The organism is Pedobacter sp. A2324 (assembly GCF_059693705.1).
Map to the genome: position 1 here is coordinate 321,823 of NZ_JCASSK010000002.1, position 25,896 is coordinate 347,718.

A 25,896-nucleotide genomic window follows, 5' to 3' on the forward strand; every position below is an offset into this window, starting at 1 on the left:
TGACTGCTATTTTAGCAGAGGTCAATTTTAAGATTACAAAACGTAAAATAAGAACAAAATGATTATTGAACCGAGAATGAGGGGCTTTATCTGTTTAACAGCACACCCGGACGGATGTGCTCAAAACGTAAAGAACCAAATTGAATATGTAAAATCTAAGGGTGCTATCAATGGTCCTAAAAAAGTATTGGTAATTGGTGCGTCTACGGGCTTCGGTCTTGCATCACGCATTACCGCTGCTTACGGGTCAGATGCTGCAACGATAGGGGTGTTTTTTGAAAAAGCACCATCAGCAGGCAAAACAGCATCGCCAGGTTGGTACAATAGTGCTGCTTTTGAAAAAGAAGCACACGCATCAGGTTTATATGCTAAAAGTATCAACGGAGATGCTTTTTCAAATGAGATCAAACAACAAACTATTGATTTAATTAAAGCTGATTTAGGTCAGATTGATTTGGTTATTTACAGTTTAGCTTCCCCGGTTAGAAAACACCCCGTTACTGACGTTTTACACCGGTCTACGCTGAAGCCAATTGGCACAACTTACACCAATAAAACTGTAGATTTTCATACCGGCAATGTAACTGAAATTTCAATTGAGCCAGCTACCGATGAAGATATTGCCAACACCGTTGCCGTTATGGGTGGTGAAGACTGGGCGATGTGGATTGACGCACTAAAAGCAGAAAACCTGTTAGCTGAGGGCGCAACAACTGTTGCCTATTCATATATAGGCCCGGCATTAACAGAACCGGTTTACCGTAAGGGAACTATCGGCCGCGCGAAAGATAACCTGGAAGCAACTGCGTTCACCATCACAGATAAACTAAAAGATATCAGCGGTCAGGCTTATGTTTCAGTAAACAAAGCATTGGTAACTCAGGCAAGTTCGGCCATTCCGGTTATCCCATTATACATTTCATTGTTATATAAAATAATGAAAGAAGAAGGTATTCACGAAGGAACGATTGAGCAAATCCAGCGTTTATATGCCGATCGCCTATATACAGGTAGCGATATCCCACTTGATGAAAAAGGAAGAATCAGAATTGACGACTGGGAAATGCGTGATGATGTTCAGGCAAAAGTGGCTAAGCTTTGGGACGATGCTACGACTGAAACATTGCCGGCAATTGGCGATTTAGCGGGTTACCGTTCAGATTTCCTGAGCTTATTTGGTTTCGAAATTGATGGAGTAGACTATGAAAAAGACGCCAATGAGGTAGTGGAAATTGAAGGCTTGGTGAGCTAGTGAAATCAGCCATTCGTTAAAAGTGATACCCTATATTAAACCAATGGCTGACGCAAAACGTCAGCTATTGTTATTTAATAATGCCCGGATTGCCCTGAAAAAGAGGAATACGAGTCCGATAACATTGGAAATAATGTCAGGCTGTAAAAAATCCTGAATAATTAAAATCTTATTTTCGCATAACTATTGCTATATTTGATCAATTCCCATTACTACTCAACATTATAACATCGAAAAGGATTAAATAAAATATGGCTAAATCTCAGGCAAGCTACACCAAACAGGAGAATGAAAAAAAACGTTTAAAAAAACAGAAAGAAAAACTGGAGAAGAGAGAAGAGCGCCAGGCCAATGCAAAAAAAGGCTTAGCTCTTGAAGATATGATGGCTTATGTTGACGAGAACGGAAACATCTCATCAACCCCACCTGATCCGGCTAAGAAAAAGGTTATCAATACTGAAGACATTCAGATCGGTGTATCCCGACAAGCGGACATTATTGATGAAAACCCTGTTAAAAAAGGAACAGTAAGCTTTTTTAATGACAGTAAAGGTTATGGTTTTATCAAAAACACAGATACACAGGATAGCATTTTCGTTCACGCAAATGGCTGTATTACGCAAATAAAAGAAGGTGATAAAGTAACTTTCGAAGTAGAGATGGGACAGAAAGGCCCGACTGCGGTGAAAGTAACTAAAGCTTAGTTTACAATCATTAAAACTCAGACTTTTCCTATGCAACAGGCATAGCGAAGCGTTAAAAATAAAACCCCGGACTTACAGTATTTACTGTTCATCCGGGGTTTACTTTTTAGGTACGTTCTAAAAGATATATTTTGTACTCAGGAAGTTCGAATCGTCTCCTTTAACAATTTCATTCAATAATTTCTTATTATCGTCAGTAAACTTAGTTGCTACTAACGAACGAATAGAAAACGACCTTAAGGCATCTACTACAGAAAGCGTTCCTTCGGCACTGTCTTTACGTCCTGTGAAGGGGAATGCATCCGGTCCGCGCTGACATTGGCAATTAATGTTCACCCGGCTCACCTGATTCACCAGGGGATCAATCAATGAAGAAATTACTGCCGCATTATTGCTAAAAATACTCACCTGCTGTCCATGTGGAGAATCAATCAAATATTCGATAGGCTCTTCTAAATCATCAAAAGGTACCACAGGAACTATTGGGCCGAATTGTTCTTCGCGGTACAGTTTCATATTTCCGTTAACAGGGTAAACCACAGCGGGGTAAACAAATGTCTCCAGCGTTTGTCCTCCGTTCTTATTTACCACTTTTGCACCATGCGCAACAGCGTCATCGATACACTCCTTCAGATATTCCGGTTTATTCAGTTCAGGCAGCGGGGTCAGGTTTACTCCTTTTTCCCACGGCATACCAAACTTAAGTTTCTCTATCTCCGCAGATAAACGTTTTAAAAACTCCAGCGCCAGACTACGGTGTACATAAACAATTTTAATTGCTGTACAACGCTGTCCGTTGAATGATAATGATCCTAAAACAGTTTCAGAAACTGCCAGATCGAGATCTGCATCTTTGGTAATAATGGCTGCATTTTTGGCATCTAAACCCAAAATTGCCCTTAGCCTGTTTACTTTAGGGTGCAGTTTTTTAAGTTCGTTAGCTACTTTACTAGAGCCGATTAAGGTTAACACATTAATCTTACCAGATTTCATTAAACCCGGAACGATAGTATTTCCCCTGCCATAAATCGTATTCACTACACCTTTTGGAAAACTTGAACGAAAAGCCTCAAGTAAAGGATAGTGCAATAACGTACCATGTTTAGGCGGTTTGAATAAAAGGGTATTGCCCATAATCAGTGCAGGGATCAACGTAGTAAAGGTTTCATTTAAGGGATAATTAAATGGTCCCATACAAAGTACTACTCCGAGTGGTGAACGACGAACCTGGGCTATAATACCCTGCTCTATCTCAAAACGCGAAGATTGCCTGTCGATATCTTTTAAGGCATCGATCGTTGCGTAAATGTACTCAACGGTACGATCAAATTCTTTTACAGAGTCAGCATACGATTTGCCGATCTCCCACATAATTAATTTCGCAACTATTTCCTTTTGTTCAACCATTTTATGGGTAAAATTCTCTACACAGGTAATGCGGTCTGCAACACTCATCGTTGGCCACTGTCCGCGACCATTATCATAAGCGGCAACAGCGGCGTCGAGTGCTTCTTGCGATTCTTTTTCAGTACAAACAGGAAAGCTGCCAATCCGTTTTCGTTTATAACCTTCAGGAGTTTTAACACATACGGGAGAGAAAACTTCGTTAAAAGGTCCACTCCAGGTTTTCATCTCTCCATTAGAAAGAAATTCTTTTTGATTGATTTCTTCCTTTAGCCTAAATTCATCTGGAATCTGGCTTTCTTCAACGAAAATACTTTCGAGGTTTAGCGGTGTGCTCAATTTGATTGTTTATTAGGTTTATAATTAGGTTAATCTATGGTTCAAGTAGATTAACTTTTCGTAATCCAGGAGGCGCGCAGGCCTCCTGGAAAGGTTTTTATTTTAGCTCGATCACTTTATATTTCGGAACCAGACTTTTCATTACGGTCCAGCCGATTAAATAGCAAACAGCACAAATAGAGAAGATAATAAAATAACCGGCTTCCTCTCCTTTAAAGCCCATGAAGACAATTTTATTTTTACCCGTATAATCGAAAAGTAAACCTGATCCCTTATTGATAATAAAAGACCCTATTCCACCTGCCATACCGCCAATACCAGTGATGGTCGCTATTGCTTTTTTCGGGAACATATCGCCCACAGTGGAAAAGATATTCGCCGACCAGGCCTGGTGTGCTGCACCGGCAATACCAATAATAATTACAGGAATCCAATAGGTAATGTGACCAAGCGGTTGAGCGGCCAGCGCGAGAAGGGGGAAGAAAGCAAAAATCAACATGGCTCTCATTCTTCCTTCGTATGGATTCATTCCTTTTTTATCGACAAAATAAGTTGGCAACCAACCTCCGATAATGGAAAGCAGGGTAATCATATACAACACGAACAAAGGTAATGCACTTTGTGTTGAATCCATTCCATAAACCGATTTCAGATAGGCAGGAGTCCAGAATAAGAAAAACCACCACACTCCGTCTGTCATAAATTTACCGAAAGCAAAGGCCCAGGTCTGATTATATTTAAAACAATCAATAAAGGAAACTTTTTCTTTAGTCTCTTCAACATAATCTGCCAGTTTGCGGTCGTTAATCAAATCCTGCTGAATATATGCAAGCTCTTCCGTACTGACCCGTTTATGCAGCTCTGGCTTATTATAAACAAATACCCATAGTCCCATCCATATAAACCCTAAAGCACCAATAATGATGAAGGACATTTCCCACCCATAAGCTTTGGCTATAAAAGGAATAGTAATAGGGGCCGCCAGGGCGCCTACAGTTGCGCCGGCATTGAATATACTCGTTGCAAATGCACGGTCTTTTTTAGGGAAATATTCGGCCGTTGCCTTAATGGCAGCAGGAAAATTTCCAGCCTCACCAACAGCCAATACAAATCGGGCAAAAATAAATAGTGTTACGCTCACTGAAACAACCAGTCCTGTATCATTAACCCGGGCAATGATCTCTTTTGCCCCTTCAAAACCAACAAACCAGTTTCCGTTGATGATACCCGCTGTGGCAATTCCGCAAAAAGCGTGTAAACATGCCCCCACCGACCAAACTCCGATAGCCCAGAGAAAACCTTTCTTGGTATCTAACTTATCAACCAGTCTGCCAGCGAAAAGCATAGAAACAGCATAAAAAATTGAAAATAATGCTGTAATATTACCATAGTCGTTGTTGTCCCAGTGAAATTCTGGTTTAATGAAATCAGTCCATGTTAACGAAAGTACCTGTCTGTCTAAATAATTGATTGTTGTCGCAAGAAACAGAAGCAAACATATTGTCCACCTGTAGCTGCCTGTTTTTGGTTGTTTCATTTGGTTAGGTTAAAAAGGGTTACTTGCTTTGTTGAATAAGATCCAGCGCTAATACGGTATTATCATGCAGCTCCTCGTAAAGACCTTTAGCCATTACCTCTTTGCTGATTAATTTACTACCCATGCCAACCGCGCACACACCCGATTTAAACCAGGTTTTGAGGTTATCAGCATTAATTTCTACTCCGCCCGTTGGCATAAATAGCTGTCCGGCAAACAAATCTTTGATTGATGAAATAAAGTCAGGCCCAAGAATATTGGCTGGAAAAATCTTGATTAACATCGCTTTGTGTTCCTGAGCAACACTGATTTCAGTTGGCGTCATACACCCCGGTATCCAGAGCATACCAATTTTATTGGCAATTTCTGCAACAGCAGGGTTCACAATCGGAGCTACAATAAAATCAGTCCCTGCATCGATAAAAGCATGCGCTTCTGCTGGGGTTTTTACCGTTCCGATACCCAGATAAAGATCAGGCATTTCTGCATCACGAACTTCTTTTAGCTTTTTAAAGTTCGGCAATGCCGACTTACCTCTGTTGGTATATTCAAAAACACGAACACCTGCTTTATACAGAGTGCGAAGGATTTCTACACTCCCCGCTTCACTATCCTGATAAAAAAGCGGGAGCATACCCTGCTCCAGAATGGCATCTAATATTTTGTGTTTGTTGTTAATCATGGCGTATAATTCTTTTTTCTATATCCGAAACGGTGCTGGTTGTAGCATCACTCGGAATGTATAATTTATCGTATGCGGCAGCTGTAGCGAAATTCAATGTTTCTGAAGCCGAAAGGCCCTGGTAAAATCCGTAGATCAGTCCGGCCATAAAGCAATCGCCACTGCCTACCTTATCTAAAATCTCTTCCGATACGTATTCGGGAGATACGGTTAAGGTACTACCTGCATATAGGGCAGTGTAATATTTGATGCCTTTACCATGATCAAAACGAAATGTATTGGCCACAGCTTTACACAACGGATAAGACTTTAAAATTTCTGCTGAAGTATCATTAGCCTGTTGTAACAAAGTTTCTTTAGCATAACCTTCGGATGGTAATAAATCTTCATGTATAGCAGTCCCGAGCATTTTATTTGCCGCCCACACATTTCCCATAATTAATGTCGCGTATTGCGCCAGCTGTGGTAAAATGTCTATGGGTTGCTTACCATATTTCCAGAGTTTGGCCCTGAAATTTAAATCAAGGGATATGGTAATATTTCTGGCATGAGCTGCTTTAACGGCTTCCAGACAAACATCGGCAACATTTTGATTTATCGCCGGGCAAATGGCACTGAAATGAAACCAGGTTACGCCTTCAAAAACACTATCCCAGTTGATTTGGCCTACTTTCAAATCGGCATAGGATGAGTTTGCCCTATCGTAAATTACACCTGCATTTTTCAAATCCTTCCCTTTTGGAAGGTAGTATAAACCTAAACGGTCTCCGTGAAAAACCATTGGTGTGGTATCTACATTTCTTTCGTTCAGATAAACTACAATTTCCTCGGTAATTGAATTATCGGGCATAGCCGACAGGTAAGTGGAGGGCACTTCCCAAAGTGCTAAGGCTGTAGCTACATTAAGTTCGGCACCGCCAATATAGAAGGGCAGCTTGTTTTCTTTAAGCCATTGTCCATCCATATCCGGACAGATGCGCAAAAGTATTTCCCCAAAACTTAAAACTTTTTCTCCCTTTTTTACCAGGGTTAATATCTGGTCGCTCATTTTTATATTTAAGTGGCGCATTTTATGCAGTTTCTATCAACTGTATGAAAAGGAAAGGAAAACGTTTGAAATGATATCATTCAAAAGATTTCCTTTCAAAAAGCCTTATAATGGTTAAAATGTAAAGTAATTTTTTGCGTTAAAGTACGAAATATCCTGCACTATTTTACCCACCCACTCTAAATCATCAGGCAGTTCACCGTTTTCAATATCCTCTCCAAACAGGTTACAAACTATTCTTCTGAAATACTCATGACGAGGGAATGATAAGAAACTTCGCGAATCGGTTAACATTCCTACCAGGCGGCTCAACAAGCCCATGTTTGACAGGGCATTTAATTGCTTAATCATTCCGTCCTTCTGATCCAAAAACCACCATGCTGATCCAAACTGAACTTTACCGGCAACAGATCCGTCGTTGAAGTTTCCGATCATTGTTGCAATTAATTCATTGTCGGCAGGATTTAAATTGTAAATGATGGTTTTAGCCAGTTTATCCTGATTATCTAAACGGTTTAAAAACTTAGAGAGCATTCGTGCCTGACTAAAATCACCTATCGAGTCCCAGCCTGTATCAGGCCCTAACTGGCGCAGCATACGGGCATTATTGTTTCTCAATGCGCCTAAGTGGTACTGTTGTACCCAACCTTTTTCGTGGTCCCACTCCGCAAAATAAATCAGCATCGCCGATTTAAATTTGAGATTCTCGTCGTATGAAATGGCTTGTTTGCTTCTTATTTTATCGAAGATAGCGGTGATCTCCTGATCGGTATAATCTTCAGCATAAATTTGCTCCAAGCCATGGTCAGAAACCGAACAACCATTTTCAGCAAAATAATCATGACGGCCCTTTAAGGCATCAATGTACTGTAGGAAGTTTGTAATCGACATCCCTGAAACAGTTTCCAGCTTATCAATATATTCGTTTAATCCTTTTACATCGTCACTGTTCATGGCTTTATCCGGACGGAAAGCAGGCAACATTTTAAGTGCTACACCCTCACTGGCTAGCTGTTGGTGAAAGTTCAAACTATCGAGGGGATCATCGGTAGTACAAACGGTTTCCACATTCATTTTCGCCAGTAAGCCACGTACCGAATATTCCGGAGTTTGTAATTTGGCAGCACACTCATCATAGATTTTACGTGCGGTTTTACCCGATAAAATGTCGGTAATACCAAAATACCTTTGTAACTCCAAATGTGTCCAGTGATATAATGGGTTTCGTAAAGTGTAAGGCACCGTTTCTGCCCACTTTTCGAATTTTTCGAAATCCGAAGCATCGCCTGTAATATATCTTTCATCAACCCCGTTTGCACGCATAGCTCTCCACTTATAGTGGTCGCCTGCTAACCAAACCTGAGTAATGTTTTCAAACTGCTTATCGTTGGCAATCTGTTCCGGAATTAAATGATTATGATAATCGATAATGGGTAACGATTTTGCGTAATCGTGGTACAACTTTACAGCAGTTTCGTTCTGCAACAGGAAGTTGTCGTCTAAAAAAGGTTTCATGCTTTTCTTTATGAGTTGAGAAAGCGGGCGGGCGATTGTTAAAGCCCGCTTACTATAAATATTTTTATTAATGATATAACCGTTAAAGCCTAAAGACTTACCCCACGTTTCCAGGGAATAAAGTCATCCTGATTCAACAGAACCGCCTTAGGAATTACTTCCCCACTGGCCGCCCTGATGCAGTATTCCAGAATATCTTCACCCATTTGCTCAATGGTTTTTTCCCCTTCGATAACCGGACCGCAGTTGATATCAATGATATCACCCATACGTTTGGTTAAAACATTATTAGTGGCTACTTTGATTGTCGGACACACAGGGTTTCCGGTAGGTGTACCCAAACCTGTGGTAAACAGTATTAAAGTTGCACCAGAAGCTGCTTTACCCGTTGTGGCTTCTACGTCGTTTCCAGGTGTACATACCAGGTTTAATCCTGGCTTCGTGGCTGGTTCGGTGTAATCTAAAACGTCTTCAACCGGTGAAGTACCGCCTTTTTTTGCTGCACCGGTACTTTTAATCGCATCGGTTATTAATCCATCTTTGATATTTCCAGGAGACGGGTTCATGAAAAAGCCTGATCCAACGTTTTCAGCAGCCTGGTTATAGGCGGTCATCAACTGAATAAATTTACGTGCAGCGGTTTCATCTTTTGTGCGGTCAATCAATTGCTGTTCGGCACCGCAAAGCTCAGGAAATTCCGCTAAAAGAACGGTTCCACCCAGTGCTACCAGCAAATCTGAAGTATAACCCACTGCAGGGTTTGCACTGATGCCGCTAAAGCCGTCACTGCCACCACATTTTACACCTAAAACCAGTTTACTAACTGGTGCAGGCTGGCGCTCAATTTTATTGATTTCCGTTAAGCCGATAAAAGTTTTTCTGATGGCTTCTTTTACCAGTTGCTCTTCACTTTGAGACTGCTGCTGTTCAAAAACAAATAAAGGTTTATCAAAATTTGGAGACCGCTGTTTAAGGTCGTCCATAAAATCCTTTACCTGTAAATTCTGGCATCCCAAACTCAAAACGGTAACTCCCGCAACATTTGGGTGATCGGCATAAGCAGCAAGAAGCTTGCTTAACACCGCTGCATCCTGACGGGTACCTCCGCAACCTCCCTGATGATTCAAAAATTTAATGCCATCTACATTTTTAAAAATACGGTTTGCAACCGGATTTGCCTGTCCGATGGAAGTGGTATCGGCATCTTCAATATTTTCTCCATTCTTATATGCCTCCACCAGATGATGCGCATAAGATTTATACTTATCGGTTACAGCATATCCCAGCTCATTGTGTAAAGCCTCACGGATCACATCAAGATTACGGTTTTCACAAAATACTGTCGGGATAAACAACCAGTAATTGGCTGTGCCTACCCGGCCATCACTTCTGTGGTATCCATTAAAGGTTCTCCCCTCAAATTTCGACACATCAGGAGCCTGCCATTGATAATGGTAAGGTTTGAACTCAAAAGGTTCTGAAGCATGTTTAGTATTTTCGGTATCCATCAATCCACCTTTCGGAATGAAATGCTGCGCCTTTCCCACCAGTACCCCGTACATCATGATGTGGTCACCCGGATTCATATCCTGCATAAAAAATTTGTGCTTCGCCTGAATATCATCATGCAAAATATAATCCTGTCCATCATATATCACTGTTTCACCCTTAGCCAGGTCCTGTAAGGCTACCAATACATTGTCGTTGGGATGGATTTTTAAAATTCTAGTTACCATTTTTTAAGCTGTTCTTTCTGTATGCAAGTTACTTAAAGTTTCCTTTGCACCTTTATTCTGTAATAATTCAACGTAAGATTTTACGGCTTCATTGAAGCCAGGATAATTATTGAGGTTTTTATCCCATAAGCGTCTGTCGCCAAGCGTATTATCTACAACCGTTTCCGGGTTCTGCCAGTAACCGAACAAAACATCCGCCATTTCATCCTGTATAGGATAGTTTTTACCGTTTACCTGAGCACTGTATGATTCACCATCTTTGGTTACATTCATAAAAATGATGTACGCTGCTACACCTAAAGCTGTAAGCTGTGGAACTTCGTTCTTAAGCGCGTAATACCCTCTGATTAAAGGCATGTTACGCATCTGCAGTTTTGAAGTATAGTTTAGCGTGATTGCCTGCCACTGGTGCTCCAGAAAAGGGTTACTGAAACGGTCTACAACACTATTGGCAAAGGCAATAGCCTCATCAGCAGTGATGTCGGCATTTTCAACCACCGGCGCTATTTCTGTTTTCATCAGTTCAAGTACGTGTGCCGAGAACTCCTCATCCTGCATGGCTTCTTTCACCGTATGAAATCCCGCCAGGATAGCCAGTCCACAACTAATGGTATGTGTTCCGTTTAATAAACGAAGTTTTAACTCTTTAAACTTATCTATCGAAGGAACAATAAAAATACCTTTGTCTGCTTTTGCAAAAGACAGAATTTCTTTCACCTTTTCGCTCGACGATTCAATTGCCCAAAGTCTGAATGGCTCTGCCATAATCATTAAACCATCACTGTAACCCAATTCTGCCTCAATTTTCTTCTGTTCTTCAGCAGGGAGTTTGCCAGGTACAATCCGGTCTACCAATGTTTTACAAAAATAGTTGGCCGTTTTAAGCCAGTTTTCGAAATCCCAGCCTAACTTGTTCTGAATAGCGAGGTCAAGGATAATTTCCTTGAGCTTATCTGCATTATCGCTGATTAACTCAGTAGGCACGATAACCATTCCGCTTTCCTCCGAGCCATTGAAAGCTTGATATCGTTCAAAAAGAAACGCGAGGAGTTTACCCGGAAAAGATTGTGGCGGGTAATCGGTAATCTTATCTTCACTTTTTACAATACCGATTTCAGTAGTGTTGGAAATAACGACTTTCATCTCTGGCTGACGGGCTGTTTTTAAAATCTCCTCCCATTCGGAAGTAGCCGATAATACCCGGCTAATAGATGAATTAATGGAGTTTTCCTCTACGACAACTCCATCTTCGATGCCTTTTACGCAAAGCGTATATAGACCATTCTGATCAGCGAAATCATCAACACCTGCTTTGGAAGTTGTTTTAACCACCACTATTCTTCCGTTGAAAATCCCCTGATGATTGGCTTTATCAATAAAGTAGTCAGGCAAACCGCGCAATAAAACACCAGTCCCAAATTGGATTACTTTTTCTGGTAACTCCAACATTTCTGCTGTAGGCTTCAAAACCTTTTCGCCATTGATGTGCTGTAAATTCTCCTTGTTTAAAATCATGTTCTTACGATTTCCGTTATATAAATTTTCTATTTCCCCTTAGCAGCTAACCACTTCGGGTATTCTTTTTCAATTAATTTTTGCGCCCAGTTTCCGTACCATGCGTAACCACTTCGCCTTTCAGGGCTCAATTCTTCCAGTTTAGACTTGATGGTATTGTCACGGTCGCCAAAAATAGGAGCGTTCTTCTCCAGATCGTAAAACCGGGCCCAAACCATACTGCTATCATCGGCTACGAGCGCTGCCACTTTTCCTTTTTCCCTGTCGAAACGATAACCTTTTATCTTATAGGTCTCAAACCATTTCAAAGCAGCCGCTACAGCAGTTTTGATCCCTTCAGAAGGTTTATCCACTGACATTAGAAAACGGACAATACCAACCGATTCACTTGTGGCAAGTGATGCAGGCTCAAAGTTCCTTGCTTTTGCAGGCAGAAGGGAATCTTTGTCATATTGAGCAGCCCAAATCGTCAGCTGACCATTCTGCTTAACCTGTGTTTGTAAAATACAATTTACTCCTGCCGTAACTGCTTTGGCGGCTTTGGGAACGTATTTGGCATCTACCGCTTCGAAATCATTTCTTTTGGTTGCAACATCCTGAAGGATGTTTAATACGTTGATCATTGCATCATCATTGAAAGTAATTTCCGATCGGTACAATGCTTTATCCGGGTAATATTGCGGCCAGCCCCCATTTCCATACTGAGCAGTCAAAATATAATCTATCCCTTTTTCGGCAGCCTGTAAATAGGCTTTGTTCCCGGTCTTTTTATATGCCTTAACCAAATAAATCACTTCTCTGCTGGTGGCTTTGTTATCAAAGGTTGCATGCAGATCTTTGGTTGACTTAATTTTAGCCAGTAATTCCGGACTGAGTGCAGCATCATAATTCACCACACTTTTATCTTCAAGCTGCTTAGGCCAGCCCCCGTTTCCGAGTTGATAAACCAGCATTTTTTCTGCAGTAGAATCTGTTGCGAACTGCGCGTAAGATGTCGCAAGCAGCATGCTACAAAAAAGGGTTAATAATACTTTAATTCTCATCATGTTTGCTAGTTTATCTTTAGTCCTGGAACTGGCAATTAACACGGAAATTTATCACCGTGATTACTGAATTTCCCCGACAAATTTTTATTTCTTACCTGGAACCTGCTTAATTAACCAGTTTACCAAATCGTTAGTGGCTTTGAAGTTTTCAAACTCCGCGGGCAGCTTTCTTCCATCGATATACTCGTTGTAAAACCAGGGATCGCCAACTGCGAAAACGGTTCCTTTTCCATATTTAGCGGTTGCGATAACTACATCTCCTTTATCTGTTAAAGCGGATGCTGCCGGATTCTTCGCAACAATGGTTGAAATTTCTTTGATGTAAACCTTTTTTGCTGTTTTAAATATGGAATTTCCCGCGGGTATCTGGACAGCCCCTTGCTCAAAGTTTGCACCCTGCACCTTATTGCGGCTATCCTCGTTAAAGTGAATGCCGAAGCTTTCAGGCAAAACATTGAATTTCGCGATTTCACAGTTTCCTGCATCATTTAACAACAATACCAGTACGCCGCCAGCTTTTACCCATTCGCTAACCTGCTTCGCATGCTCTGCAGTCATAAAGTTTGGATTGGCAGTTTCCTTCTCAGTATCCGGATCAACGATGATATAAATATTAGTTGCCTTTAAATTTGCAGTTGTTGGTGCTGATTTCAGTGTAGTTGTTTTTACACCGGCGTCGTTGAATACCTTACCAAATAAGGCAAATCCGTTGTTATCATCTTCATCCCAAACATAATGAAAGGGGATTTTATCCCCGGTTGGTCCGGTTATATATTCGTTGTTAAAGAAATTATCGACCGTTACGGTTAAGCCTTTACCAATTTTTGGTAAAGCATCTGTTTCCATCTCTGCCGCAGCACATACAAATGCCCCCATGCCTTTTGGATCATTTGTAATCACCTTTTCGCTGATGTAATAATCGAAACTTCCATCACGGTATTTCGGCTTACCCCCTAAACCGGAAACTGAAACCGTTTTGGTTAAGTTTACACGTTCGTCACCGGCATTTTCAATAAATTCCTTTTTCAGTCCGGCATAACCTTTATTTGCAGCTGCCATAAAAGACTGAGGTAACCAGCCTTTCCGAACACCTTTTGCCAGGCCGTAAACGAACATGCTTGATGCTGAACTTTCAAGATAGTTGCCTTTTCTTGCCGGCATATCCATGATATCAAACCAAACACCTGATTTTTGGTCCTGATATTTCACTGTTGCAGTTGCCGTACGGTTCAATATCGCTAACAATTCCTTCCGTTGCGGATGATTTTCAGGGAAGTTATCCAGTACATCAACCAAAGCCATGATGTACCAACCCATCGCCCTTGCCCAGAAATTAGGCGAACGACCTGTAGTTTTATCTGCCCATTGCTCTGTTTTACTTTCATCATAACCATGATAAAGCAAGCCCGTTTTTGCTTCACGTGCATTCTTTTCCATTAAGATAAACTGCTTTGCCACATCGTCGAAAGCAGCATCTTTTTCCATCAGTTTGGCGTATTCAGCATAAAATGGCTCGCCCATGTACAAGCCATCCAACCACATTTGATTAGGATATATTTTTTTATGCCAAAAACCTCCCTCATTAGTACGGGGCTGTTTTTGTAACTGATCGTATAAACGAGTAGCAGCCAGTAAGTATTTTTGCTGACCAGTTACTTTATATAACAGCAAGAGAGAGCGGCCATTTTTAACATTGTCGATATTAAAATCTTCAGCTTTATAGGTGGCAATATTTCCTTCTTTATCCAGGTAGGCATCCATGGAAGACTGGATGTATTTGAAATACTTCCCATCACCGGTATTGCGCCAAACCGCCGCTGCACCTTCGAGCACAACTCCCATATCGTAACTCCATCTCGGGCCTTTTGCACCTTTTAAAACTGTTGTATCCTGAAATAGCTTTTCCATCGCAGTTAATGTCAACTGTTCAGAAAGTTTCTTTTGAGCAAAACTATTTTGAACCAAAGATGAGCATCCTAAAATGGCTACCGCTGTATATAAAATTGTTCTCTTCATGTTTTTCATTTTGCAATCTCCAATACCGATTGATTAATACCTTCGCCAAATGCCGATGTTTTCTTTGCTTTAGATACATCTGTTCCGGTAACTTTTATCCCCCTGGTTTTATCGCCACTGATATCAAACAGAAGATCAGCACCGTTTTTATATAGAAGTCCGTTGAAGCTGATGTTTGTACCATTCTGTACCCTGACAATCGGATTGGTATCATCGGTAATGACATTGACATTTTTGAGTGAGATACCTGAAGCCTCGATGATTTCAATCCCTTTTTTTGCCTGGATGGTCACATTTTCAAGATGAACATCTTTAATATTCATTTCGGGTAAACCCCTAAAAAAAATTGCTTTATCAGCACCGTTTGCAACAATGTCTTTGATATAAAAATTTTTAAACTGGGGTGTGGCTTCAGTAACGGGTACTGTCACCGTTTTAATTGCCTCACGCTTCTCCCCTGCCAATGGAACAGGATCAACAGCAGCATAATACATGTCGAACAGAATAGCTTCGCCGGGAATATCGATCATATTAATATTGTTTACGTAGATATTTTCTACTACACCTCCTCTTCCACGTGTGGTTTTAAAACGCAGGCCAATGTCAGTACCGATAAAAGAACAGTCGTAAACCCAGATATTTCTGGCGCCACCGCTCATTTCACTACCGATTACGAAACCGCCATGTGCGTGATAAACTACATTATTTCTTACAATCACATTTTCGGTCGGAACGCCACGCTTGCGCCCGGCTTCATCCCTTCCGGATTTAATGCAGATCCCATCGTCGCCAACATCAAATGTACTGCCTTCAATGAGTACATTTTTACATGATTCAACATCAACACCATCTCCGTTTTGTGCATACCAGGGGTTTTTCACCTGTAAATTTCGTAGCGTTAAATCCTGGCAAAGCAGAGGATGTAAGTTCCATGCCGGTGAGTTCTGAAAGGTAACTCCTTCTAATAAAACTTTTTTGCAATTGGTAAGTACAACCAGGTTTGGCCTTAAGAAATCTTTAATATCTTCATAATCAGCAGCAGTTTTTCCGGGAACAATCAACCCGGCATTTTTAGTTTTCGAGCCTTTAACCGTTTTTTCGGATGGGTACCACATTTTCCCGTCTTCACTAACCACACCACCTGAAGCAATTAATTTCTTCCACTGTGTTTCCGTAAGCTTATCTTTTTTAACCATGCGCCAGGCGCCACCATTTCCATCTAAAATACCTGAACCTGTAATGGCGATATTTTCGAGATTAGTGCCTGAAATCGGACTTTGATTTCTCCATGCCGGCTGTCCCTCCCAATTTCCTTCAACCAATTTGTATTGACTGAAGTCATCGGTAAACTGAAGGATAGCATCCCGTTTTAAATGAAGGTTTACGTTGCTCTTAAGCTCAATAGGGCCAGTTAACCATAAACCGGAAGGGATTAAAACGACACCACCCCCTTTTTTGCTTACAGCAGAAATTGTCTGATTAATCATTGAGGTATTTAAAGTAATACCATCGCCTTTGGCACCTGAAGAAACAATATTTGTCGTATCTTTTTTAAATTTAACCTGCTGAATTACTGGAAGTTTAGGGATTTGCTGTGCCATCACCGAACCTGCAGACAACAAAAAAATACATGCGAGAGCTATTTTAGAACGGCATAAACTACCAGAAATATGTTTCATTATTTGTGCTGTTAAATTATACTTGGTTATCGTAATAACAAGTGTACGTTGTTTGGGTGTAAAAGAGAAAAGAAATCTATGCAATCGTTGCCGGAAAACATTACAAAAAAAGCAACGAATACAATTTAAATAATTGAATGATAATTATTTACCACTCAACCGTTATTCAGGTAACCACCCTCGGAAAACGTTTTCCAAAATGTAACTTTTATACTCAGCTTCCGAAAGCTGGTGTGACCAGTCTGCCCTGCCTTTAGAGTTTGCACCCTGTCCTCTGTTTTTATATTCTGCATAATAGGCTGTTTGTTCATTACTTGCCTTGCCCCAGTTATGCCATCCCTCACTGCGAATCAGCTCTGGCAAGTCGCAATTTAAGAAGACAACCTTCGCGTATGGTCTCCATGGGCGCCCAAGATAAAAACTGTTTGTCGGGGCATCGCCCCTTACCTTGCAGTTATTGAAAACATAACCATAACGCGTCGTATCGGCAGTGGAAGCAGCGGTAATATATCCCTGTTTTTTACAAAAAAGGATACAATTCTCGAACCATGCGGTGGCCGCGCCGAAAATATAATCTACTGTTCCTTCAATGTAGCAATTCTTATAATATTGGCGGTTATTACCTCCGTAGGTATACAATGTATCCTGAAACCCTAAAAATCGGCAGTTTATGAAAACAGACTTATCTCCTCCTGCCCAAACGGCAACGGCCTGGCCAACCGGACCAGACGAATTTTCGAAGGTGATGTTTTCAGCAGAGAATCCCTCACCGTAAATGTAGAAACTCGATGAGCCGGAAGTGCCTTTTTCTTCCCCAAAAGCGTTTTTCTTCTGTGCATAATCATCATAGGTTAAAATGGTTTCGTTCAAACTCTCCCCAATAAATTTTACGTTTTTTTTAGATGCAGCAAGGATAAGCTTCTCCTTATAAATCCCTTTTTTAATAAAAATTACAGTTACTTTATTTCTAAAATCAGGAACGGCATGAATGGCTTCCTGTACAGTTTTAAAGTTACCGCTTCCGTCTGCAGCGACTACAAAATCTGCTTTAATCTCCATTGCATTTGCGGCAAAAGAAATGGTGGTTAATAAAAATAGGATAATGGATTTCATAAATCTGGTTAGGCTAAAATAAAATCGGCCACGTAAAAGAATAAACTTTACCACGCAGCCGTGTTTTAAATATATGATAAACAATGTTAGACATAATTAATCGGGAGAAAGAAAAAAATTAATAATAAACAGCGCAAACGATGTCGGGAACGATTGCACAGTAAACATTTGGCATAAAATAAAAAATGCTTAATCTTGTTTACAAGTCAACATTTGCGGTTATAGACTACCAGCATCATGTGGCTGCAGATTTTGAGCAATTTACCGCTAACCAAATATAATGCAAATGAAATACTTATTGCACTCCATGCTTGCTATCAGCCTTTTGGCGAATGGTTCCACCCAGGCACAAAAGTTAACTGAAGTATCAAAGGTGTGGGTATCTGATCAGGGCAACGGAACCTATAAAAACCCCGTTCTGAATGCAGACTATTCAGATCCTGATGCCATTCGCATAGGTGATGATTTTTATATGGTTGCTTCCAGTTTCGATGCCATACCTGGCCTACCCATCCTTCATTCAAAAGACCTGGTTAACTGGAAAATCATCGGACACGCTTTGAAACGCCAGCCACCATTTGAACATTTCGAAAAAACACAGCACGGAAATGGCGTATGGGCACCGTCTATCCGGTACAGAAACGGCGAGTTTTACATTTATTACCCCGATCCGGACTTCGGAATTTACCTGACCAAAGCAAAGCGCATTACCGGCGAATGGTCCACCCCCCAACTGGTAGCAAGTGGAAAGGGCCTCATTGATCCGTGCCCGCTGTGGGATGATGACGGAAAAGCCTACCTGGCCTATGCCTATGCAGGAAGCCGCGCAGGGATTAAAAGTCTGTTGGCAATAATGCCCTTATCTGCCGATGGAACAACTGCAACAGCGAGGGGTAGAATTGTTTACGATGGACATGAACTCGACCCTACCATTGAAGGACCTAAGTTTTATAAAAGGAATGGATATTATTATTTGTTTGCGCCTGCCGGGGGTGTTTCAACAGGGTGGCAACTGGTGCTGAGAAGTAAAAATGTATTCGGTCCGTACGAACGAAAAGTAGTGATGGACCAGGGTAATTCAACAGTTAACGGCCCTCATCAAGGTGCATGGGTAAATACACAAACGGCTGAAGACTGGTTTTTACATTTTCAGGATAAAGATGCTTACGGAAGAGTTGTGCACCTGCAACCCATGAAATGGGTGAACGACTGGCCTGTTATAGGAACAGATAAAGACGGTGATGGAAAGGGTGAGCCTGTAATGATTTACAAAAAGCCCGATGTTGGTAAGACTTATCCGGTTACAACACCAGCAGAAAGTGATGAATTCAACACTGTCGATTTAGGTTTGCAATGGCAATGGCAAGCCAATCCTCAACCCGCCTGGTATTTTACTGACGCAGGTAAAGGCGTAATAAAACTCTACAGCGCAAAAGTTCCGGATGAAGCAAAAAACCTTTGGGATGTGCCAAATTTACTGATGCAGAAGTTTCCTGCGGAGGAATTTGTGGCGACAACAAAAGTCTACTTCAAACCCAATCCGAAGTTGGAGAATGAACAAACAGGACTTGTAGTAATGGGCAGGAGTTATGCTCAGCTCAGTATTAAGAGTAAAAAGGAAGGACTGTATCTTGTTTACAGCATATGTCACAATGCAGATAAAGGAAAAACAGAAGATAAGAAAGAGATCATAAAACTTAAATCCGGACAGCTGCAATTGCGTGTACAGGTTTTCAAGGGAGCAAAGTGTCAGTTCAGTTATAGCGAAGACGGAATAAAATTCGTTAATGCTGGTGAAGAATTTCAGGCAACAGCCGGACAATGGATCGGTGCAAAATTAGGTTTATTCTCTATCAGAGATACTCAAACCAATGATTCTGGTGTAGCAGAGTATGATTGGTTTAAAATAGATAAATAATCAATAGCTCCACAATAGGATACCTACCGTGGAGCTTACCCATCTAAAATAAGGGATTGCTAAAATACAATGAACTCCTAAAAATTGAAAACCTTCGAAGCTGATAAGGCCTCAGAACCCCAGTCTTTTAGTGCGCCAGCTACAATTTTACCCAGGGCCGCGTTTGTAGTAGGTTTTCCTTTTACTGGTGCAGTCAGATCTTTTTCAGGAACGGTAACCTCGGTTACTTTAGTAGCAAACCAGGTCATATTCTCATGAGGCACAGCCAGGCCTAAAATCATGCCAGGCAAGCCTGTAAAAGATTCAGGGCCACCAGACACTGCAATCTGATTAGTATAATAAGCTACGACATAAATTGAATCCATAATCACCGCATTTGCCCGTCTGCATTCATACCCTGCAATCTCACGTGTTTCATCGGTAATTTTCCAGTTAATTTTACGCAAACTATCCTTAACCAGATAGGTTTCCTCGTAAACTCGTTTTTGGGAAGTACTTGTTTGTGTATTAAAATCAGTAGCAATAGTATTCTTTAAATCAGCAAACAAATCTCTTGTTACCCAGTTGTTGCTCATCGTCTCTTCAGGCGAAGTCCATTTATATAAACTTCTGTCTTTTGTGAAACTCAGGCTACTTTTTGAGACTTTAAACTGAGGAAAATTTTTCTTATACTGATCAAAAGCCGGTCCGTACCAGGATTCGTTTTCCTTATTAATCTTCTTTTTGATAATGGCATACATATTCGATCTTTTCTCAAACTCGATTACCCCGTTTTGAACGAAGTGTACATTTTGAGCAAACAGGTTTGCATTAAAGAAAGTAATTGTAGTAATGATGAGATATTTAAGCGTTTTTTTCATGATTATTTTTTTGTTTGAAGACCACCACCCATTTTACTAAAATCCCATATTAAGGAGAACAAAAAGTATCGTTGAATAGTAGTATAGCTACTTTGTGTTATGTTCCCATTCGATGCAGAACGGTCAAAACCAACATTTTGATTAAGGATATCGTTCACTGCTAAAGAGGCCTTCAAATTTTGCGATTTGAAAAACTTTTTAGATACCGAAGCGTTCCAGAGAAAACGCGAAAAATCCTGGTTAAAGGTTTGGGTTGCTCCCTTAAACTCGTATTGCCCGTCAGTATAAGCCTCAAATTTACCCGGAAGCTGGACTTCAATTCTTCCATAACCGTCCCATCCCCATCCATCACTGTTACTGGAAGTATTCACACTCGCCCTGGCAACATTGTAGGTAGGCCCAAAACGTCCGTAGAAATTATACTTTTTCTCCTTATATTTTGAAATGTTAACCCCACCCTGATAAACATAATTTTTTGTATTGTTTAACACCCGGTTACCAACACCATTTACAAGGCTGGTAATGTAATTGTAAGAGGTATTTCCGTATACATAACCGTTAATACCAACGTTCATATCAATGCCTTTTATTTTTCTGCTCGTTTGACCATTAAATGAAAAGTTTGATGGTATTTCATTAGAAAGATTGACAGATTTATAAGTACTCTTTGCTGTCGATGTCTCCGTAACCACATCGCTCACAATCGGATTTGCAGTAAAGCTGTAATAGGCGCTTAGCCAGATTGACTGATCGGAAATCACTTTATAAGAGTTATAATTTGCGCTTATACTGCTTCTGAAAGATGGGCGCAATTCGGGGTTACCAAGCGTAATATTCAATGGATCCGTATTGACACGAATAGGCTGAATTTGCTCCAGGGTAGGTTGATTCGTGTTACCGTTATAATTAAACCTTAATGATTTCTGCTGTGAAAACCGATACTGATAGGAAGCCTGAGGCATATAATTGACAAAATTACGCGTATACGACCTGTTGTTATATACATCGAACTGTTTGAAGTTAACCCCGCTGAACTTGGAGCCTAAGGTTGCAATTGATTTTCCTTTTTTATAATTAAATACAGCCCCGCCCTGATTAATGATCTGGTCCAGTTCATAATCATTACTAAACTCAGTATCTAAAATATTGTAAACACCATTTACAGATTGATTAAAAGATTTACGGTCTGATTGACCATTCATTAAACTCAATCCATAATTCACAATCACACTTAAAGAAGCCGTTATGGGTTCAGTATAAGCCAGATTAGACCTGAAAGTGGAATTGGTAATCTGGTTAACCTTATACTGATTAATCAAACTGTCAGGCCTACCTGTTGCATAAAATTTATTATCCGAGTTTAGATAACCTTCCGTATCACTTTTGTTGATTGATTCACTTAAACTTAACGAAAGGGTACGTCCTTTTTTCTTAAGCCGCTTGGTTAGTAAAGCAGTGGCATTAAACACCTGATCCTTTACATTGTTCTCGAGCTTCCTGTCTGTTGAATTAATAAGCGAACCAGCGCCATTCCGGCTTTCAGTGTTATATCTATTGAAGGTGTTACTTTCTTTTAAGGTTCCATCAACACTTACTTTAAGCGTTAACGTGGTATCTAATTTAATTTCGTAAGTGGCATCCAGTTTCTGCCTGAACATATCATTATTGTTGTATTGATCCGACACGTTATTGATCACCCCAGCAGTTTGATTATTCTGGCTAATGGTATTCCGGTCGCCACTTACCCGTATTGATCCGATTTTGTAGTTCGTATTTAGCGATTCTTTGTCTTTATTCCACTTACTGTCGAAATGCAAACCTCCCGTTCGTGCTACCGGTAAGCCCTCACCGTTATATTGCCCGTCGTAACTATCAAAATCATCGCCACCTGAACTGAAATACATATATCCATCGTCGCTCATCGTCATGGCGCTACCGCTATATTTATCCCGGTCATCCCATCCTAAACCAACTGTACCGTTATTGCCAAAAATACCATAGGCAGAAAACTTCTTTTTACCCCAGAACTTGTTTAGCATCAATTGTCCGGTATAATAATCATCAGTTCCATACCCGCCCTGTGCTTTACCAAAATAACCATTCTTTTTATCCTCTTTCAGTTTCACATTAATTGTTTTGGTTTTTTCACCGTCGTCGATACCGGTAAAACTGGCCTGATCACTCGCTTTGTCGTAAAGCTGAACAGATTCAACCATATCTGCGCGCAGGTTTTTGGTTACCAGCGTTGGGTCGTCGCCGAAAAACTCTTCCCCATCAACCAATACTTTCTGAACAGTTTTACCCTGTGCGGTAATCTTTCCGTCTTTATCTACCTGTATACCTGGAAACTGCTTAAGCAAATCTTCTACTTTCGAATTGGGCTCGATATTAAAAGCTTTAGGGTCAAACTCAACAGTGTCCCCTTTTATTTTCATCGCTGCGCGGTTACCCTTAATAATGACATCGGCTAAAAGCTTTGCCATGCCTGTTAAATTTATCTTCCCAAAGTCTTTGACCTGGGTAGTTGAATCGAGGGTAAAATGCTCCACAAAGTCGGCATATTTTGGATAAGAGGCTAATAAAATGAACTTACCGTTTTTTATGCCATTGAGTTCAAAAGTCCCATTTTCAGATGTGCGTGTAAATTTCACCAGTGTAGAGTCTTTGGCATTTAAAATCGCCACGGATGTTCCAGACAGTAATGTTGTTGAAGCAGTATCGATCGTGCGGCCTTTAATGCTGTGCTGCTGGGTTTGCGCCTTTAAACATGTGCCAAAGGAAAACAGCAGGCACATAGAGAGTAAGAGTCGTTTCATTAAGTAGATTGTTTTGTTTTTCCTAAGGTAAACTAATCCCTTAGTTTTATAAAACGTTTTAACCTTTTTTAACAAAAAATAATGTATTATCTTCACTACATATTCTATGAAACGCAAATATGAAGCTTCCATCTCTAAATCATCTTTACACCGGATTAATAAACGTCATTAAACGGTTCCCGCTTGAATTTTTATTTGCGCTTTGCGCTACATTTTGCTGGTGTTATTATATTCACCTTTCCGATTACAGGCAGCGAACTGAATTACACGAAGAACTTCGTGATACGCTCATAAAGTGTATCATGATGATGAACCTGGCACTGGCATTTATGCTGGCACTGGATTTATTTGCAGAACGAAACAATTATCCAATTGTAAAAAAATGGATGTTACGAATGGTTGCGCTTGCCTTTTGCGTGCTGCTTTTCTTTCTGCTTGACCCAATCCATCGAATTGCAGACATGTTCAGGATTGTGCTGCTGGCCTTCGCATTTCATCTTTTAGTCGCTTTTTCCCCATTTACGGGCAGTGACAATACTCAGGGGTTCTGGCAGTTTAATAAAATCCTCTTCCTGCGGTTTCTAACATCAGCCTTATATTCGGCGGTGCTGTTTGCAGGACTGGCAATTGCCCTGGTTGCCATAGACGGTCTATTTGCAGCAGATATCAGATGGTCTACCTACATGATAGTTTTTGCCATTATTACTGCAGGCTTCAATACCATATTCTTCCTTTCTGGGCTACCTACAGATATTCCCGGCCTAAATGAAGATCACAGTTATCCAAAAGGTTTAAAAATATTTACCCAGTTCGTGCTCATTCCGCTGATGACCATTTACCTGGCCATACTATTGGTTTATGAAATCAAGATCATCATCCTTTGGCAATTACCCAAAGGCCTTGTATCGAGCTTAGTATTGGGTTACGCTGTTTTTGGCATATTATCGTTGCTGTTAATTTACCCAATAAAGGATACTGCCGGCAATGGCTGGATTAAATTATTTTCTAAGTTTTTTTACGTCATGCTTATCCCATTAATCATACTGCTAACACTTGCCGTATCAAAACGTGTGGGGCATTATGGAATTACCGAAAGCCGGTACATCATCATCGTATTGGCTTTGTGGCTGGCGGCCATTACAATCTACTTCCTGTACAGTAAAAAGCAAAACATCAAAACCATTCCTGTAAGCCTTTGCCTCATTGCTCTGCTGGCTACTTATGGCCCGCAGAGTGCGTTTTCAGTTTCAAAGTATTCGCAGCTGAACCGACTGGAAAGAATGTTGAAATCGAAGAAACCTGAAGACCTGAAAGAGAGACCATCCGTAATCAGATACCTCATACAAGCCCATGGGTTAGCCATCCTTCAGCCATTTGTTAAAAAAGACCTTTCTGAAATTGAACGTAAAATAGAACTTAAAAATGATTACGTCTATAAGCAGCGGGAAGATAAAATAGATACGGCAATGGCCTTGCTAAAGATAAAAGACGAAGGAGAGACTGCCAGAAAGAGCATTAGTTTCACACTGGTGAATGATGAAAATGAGATTTTAAAGGTTAAGGGCTATGATTATGCAATAGAGATGAACACTTACCCGCAGCCTAAAAGTTTCGTGGTAAATGGCCATAAAATAGAAACCAATAGCAATAATGCAGGAAACAACCTGACCTTATCAGTAGATGCAATAGAAGTCTTATACATTGACGTAAACAAAATTTTCAAAGAAGCCATACCCGCCTTCAAGAGAGATAGCCTGAAAGCAACAAAAAATAAGCAGGAATTTTATTATCCCGGAAAGCTGATGCAGTTTAGCAAAACACTGGCAGGTTATGAATATACAGTTGTTATTACTTCGCTGCAACAAACCTATTATCCTGACGATGACACGGAGATTGCGAGAAACTGGGGAGATTCCAAAAGCTATTTACTTATTAAAAAGCTTTAGCAAAAAATATCAATAGCGTTACTAAATGGTCATTTAGTAACGCTATCAGTTTAGGGGTTGGTAGACCAGGCAGAAACGTCTTTAATAAAAATCCTTCTGTTTAACTTCAGATGTGCAATAATCAATTCAGCCAGATCTTCAGGTTGCATCACCTTATCCGGGTTGCCATCTGTTAACTTCAGATCAATTGCCATATCCGTAGCAGTGGTACTTGGTGCTAGTGCAGTAACCCTGATGTTATGCTTCCTCATTTCCTGCATCAGAGAAGTCGAAAATGCATTAACCGCTGCTTTTGAGGCAGAATAAGCACTGGTTACAGCCGCAGGACTAAAAGCAGATGAGCTGGAAATATTAATGATATCTCCGGTTTGCTTCTTCATCATTTGCGGAACAACAGCACGGGTCACGAAATAAGTACCGATTAAATTGGTTTGTATTACTTCCTGCCATTCGGTTGGATCAAGCTCTAAAAACTTTGCAAACTTCCCGATTCCGGCATTGTTGATCAGGATATCAATAAATCCAAGTTCTGACTGTATTTTCTCAACAGCACTGTTTACCGAGTCCAGATTTGCTACATCAGCCGTAGCGGTAGCCACCTTAACATGATATGCCTTTAACTCTTCAGCAAGTTGATCCAGATGACTTTGGGTTCTGCCAACCAGCGCAACGTTTACACCTTCATTCGCCAGGGCAATGGCAATTGCCTTGCCTATCCCTCTTCCTGCACCAGTAATTAATGCATTTTTCCCTGATATATTTTCCATTTT

General features: G+C 40.6%; 18 protein-coding genes. 4 read left to right on the forward strand and 14 right to left on the reverse strand.

Annotated elements, in window-relative coordinates; genetic code table 11:
* Positions 1-58 precede the first annotated feature (58 nt).
* Positions 59-1,252, forward strand: coding sequence for an enoyl-ACP reductase FabV (gene fabV / locus AC570I_RS06445; protein WP_497404824.1), 1,194 nt, complete (start codon positions 59-61; stop codon positions 1,250-1,252).
* Between the two features lie 251 nt (positions 1,253-1,503).
* Complete coding sequence (locus AC570I_RS06450) at positions 1,504-1,956, forward strand: cold-shock protein (RefSeq protein WP_047800092.1); 453 nt, start codon at positions 1,504-1,506, stop codon at positions 1,954-1,956.
* A gap of 117 nt (positions 1,957-2,073) precedes the next feature.
* Here AC570I_RS06450 and AC570I_RS06455 read toward each other — a convergent pair whose 3' ends face one another.
* From AC570I_RS06455 to AC570I_RS06505, 11 genes are all read right to left on the reverse strand, one after another.
* Positions 2,074-3,699 carry an NADP-dependent glyceraldehyde-3-phosphate dehydrogenase gene (locus AC570I_RS06455; RefSeq protein WP_497404825.1) on the reverse strand — a complete coding sequence of 542 codons (1,626 nt, stop codon included), beginning with the start codon at positions 3,697-3,699 and terminating at the stop codon, positions 2,074-2,076.
* 97 nt (positions 3,700-3,796) lie between these two features.
* A complete protein-coding gene (locus tag AC570I_RS06460; RefSeq protein WP_047800090.1) occupies positions 3,797-5,236 on the reverse strand; it encodes an MFS transporter in 1,440 nt (479 codons plus the stop codon).
* A 19-nt stretch (positions 5,237-5,255) separates the two neighbouring features.
* Positions 5,256-5,918, reverse strand: coding sequence for a bifunctional 4-hydroxy-2-oxoglutarate aldolase/2-dehydro-3-deoxy-phosphogluconate aldolase (locus AC570I_RS06465; RefSeq protein ID WP_047800089.1), 663 nt, complete (start codon positions 5,916-5,918; stop codon positions 5,256-5,258).
* A complete protein-coding gene (locus tag AC570I_RS06470) occupies positions 5,911-6,966 on the reverse strand; it encodes a PfkB family carbohydrate kinase (RefSeq protein WP_497404826.1) in 1,056 nt (351 codons plus the stop codon). The genes AC570I_RS06465 and AC570I_RS06470 overlap by 8 nt, the downstream gene beginning before the upstream one ends.
* Before the next feature lie 114 nt (positions 6,967-7,080).
* Positions 7,081-8,481 carry a glucuronate isomerase gene (gene uxaC, locus AC570I_RS06475; protein ID WP_497404827.1) on the reverse strand — a complete coding sequence of 467 codons (1,401 nt, stop codon included), beginning with the start codon at positions 8,479-8,481 and terminating at the stop codon, positions 7,081-7,083.
* Positions 8,482-8,570: 89 nt separating this feature from the next.
* Positions 8,571-10,217 (reverse strand): UxaA family hydrolase, encoded by a 1,647-nt coding sequence (locus AC570I_RS06480; protein ID WP_047800087.1) that lies wholly within the window; start codon positions 10,215-10,217, stop codon positions 8,571-8,573.
* Between the two features lie 3 nt (positions 10,218-10,220).
* Positions 10,221-11,732, reverse strand: a complete 1,512-nt coding sequence (locus AC570I_RS06485; RefSeq protein ID WP_047800086.1) for a tagaturonate reductase — start codon at positions 11,730-11,732, stop codon at positions 10,221-10,223.
* A 29-nt stretch (positions 11,733-11,761) separates the two neighbouring features.
* Positions 11,762-12,778: a pectate lyase gene (gene pelA, locus AC570I_RS06490; RefSeq protein ID WP_497404828.1), complete on the reverse strand. Its 1,017-nt coding sequence runs from the start codon at positions 12,776-12,778 to the stop codon at positions 11,762-11,764.
* Between the two features lie 84 nt (positions 12,779-12,862).
* Positions 12,863-14,794, reverse strand: coding sequence for a glycoside hydrolase family 88 protein (locus tag AC570I_RS06495; RefSeq protein WP_497404829.1), 1,932 nt, complete (start codon positions 14,792-14,794; stop codon positions 12,863-12,865).
* Positions 14,795-14,799: 5 nt separating this feature from the next.
* On the reverse strand, positions 14,800-16,473 hold the full coding sequence (locus AC570I_RS06500; RefSeq protein WP_497404830.1) for a glycoside hydrolase family 28 protein: 1,674 nt from the start codon (positions 16,471-16,473) through the stop codon (positions 14,800-14,802).
* A gap of 162 nt (positions 16,474-16,635) precedes the next feature.
* Positions 16,636-17,586 carry a pectinesterase family protein gene (locus AC570I_RS06505; protein WP_497404831.1) on the reverse strand — a complete coding sequence of 317 codons (951 nt, stop codon included), beginning with the start codon at positions 17,584-17,586 and terminating at the stop codon, positions 16,636-16,638.
* A 286-nt stretch (positions 17,587-17,872) separates the two neighbouring features.
* On the opposite strand from AC570I_RS06505, the gene AC570I_RS06510 reads away from it, so the two are divergent.
* Positions 17,873-19,504: a glycoside hydrolase family 43 protein gene (locus AC570I_RS06510; protein ID WP_497404832.1), complete on the forward strand. Its 1,632-nt coding sequence runs from the start codon at positions 17,873-17,875 to the stop codon at positions 19,502-19,504.
* A gap of 77 nt (positions 19,505-19,581) precedes the next feature.
* Here AC570I_RS06510 and AC570I_RS06515 read toward each other — a convergent pair whose 3' ends face one another.
* Both AC570I_RS06515 and AC570I_RS06520 read right to left on the reverse strand, forming a co-directional pair.
* Positions 19,582-20,364, reverse strand: a complete 783-nt coding sequence (locus AC570I_RS06515; protein WP_497404833.1) for a GLPGLI family protein — start codon at positions 20,362-20,364, stop codon at positions 19,582-19,584.
* Between the two features lie 2 nt (positions 20,365-20,366).
* The gene (locus AC570I_RS06520) at positions 20,367-23,180 is read right to left on the reverse strand and encodes an outer membrane beta-barrel family protein (RefSeq protein ID WP_497404834.1); all 2,814 of its coding nucleotides are present in this window, start codon (positions 23,178-23,180) and stop codon (positions 20,367-20,369) included.
* Positions 23,181-23,299: 119 nt separating this feature from the next.
* On the opposite strand from AC570I_RS06520, the gene AC570I_RS06525 reads away from it, so the two are divergent.
* Positions 23,300-25,126, forward strand: coding sequence for a DUF4153 domain-containing protein (locus AC570I_RS06525; protein WP_497404835.1), 1,827 nt, complete (start codon positions 23,300-23,302; stop codon positions 25,124-25,126).
* Between the two features lie 50 nt (positions 25,127-25,176).
* Here AC570I_RS06525 and AC570I_RS06530 read toward each other — a convergent pair whose 3' ends face one another.
* On the reverse strand, positions 25,177-25,893 hold the full coding sequence (locus AC570I_RS06530; protein WP_497404836.1) for a 3-ketoacyl-ACP reductase: 717 nt from the start codon (positions 25,891-25,893) through the stop codon (positions 25,177-25,179).
* Positions 25,894-25,896: the final 3 nt, after the last annotated feature.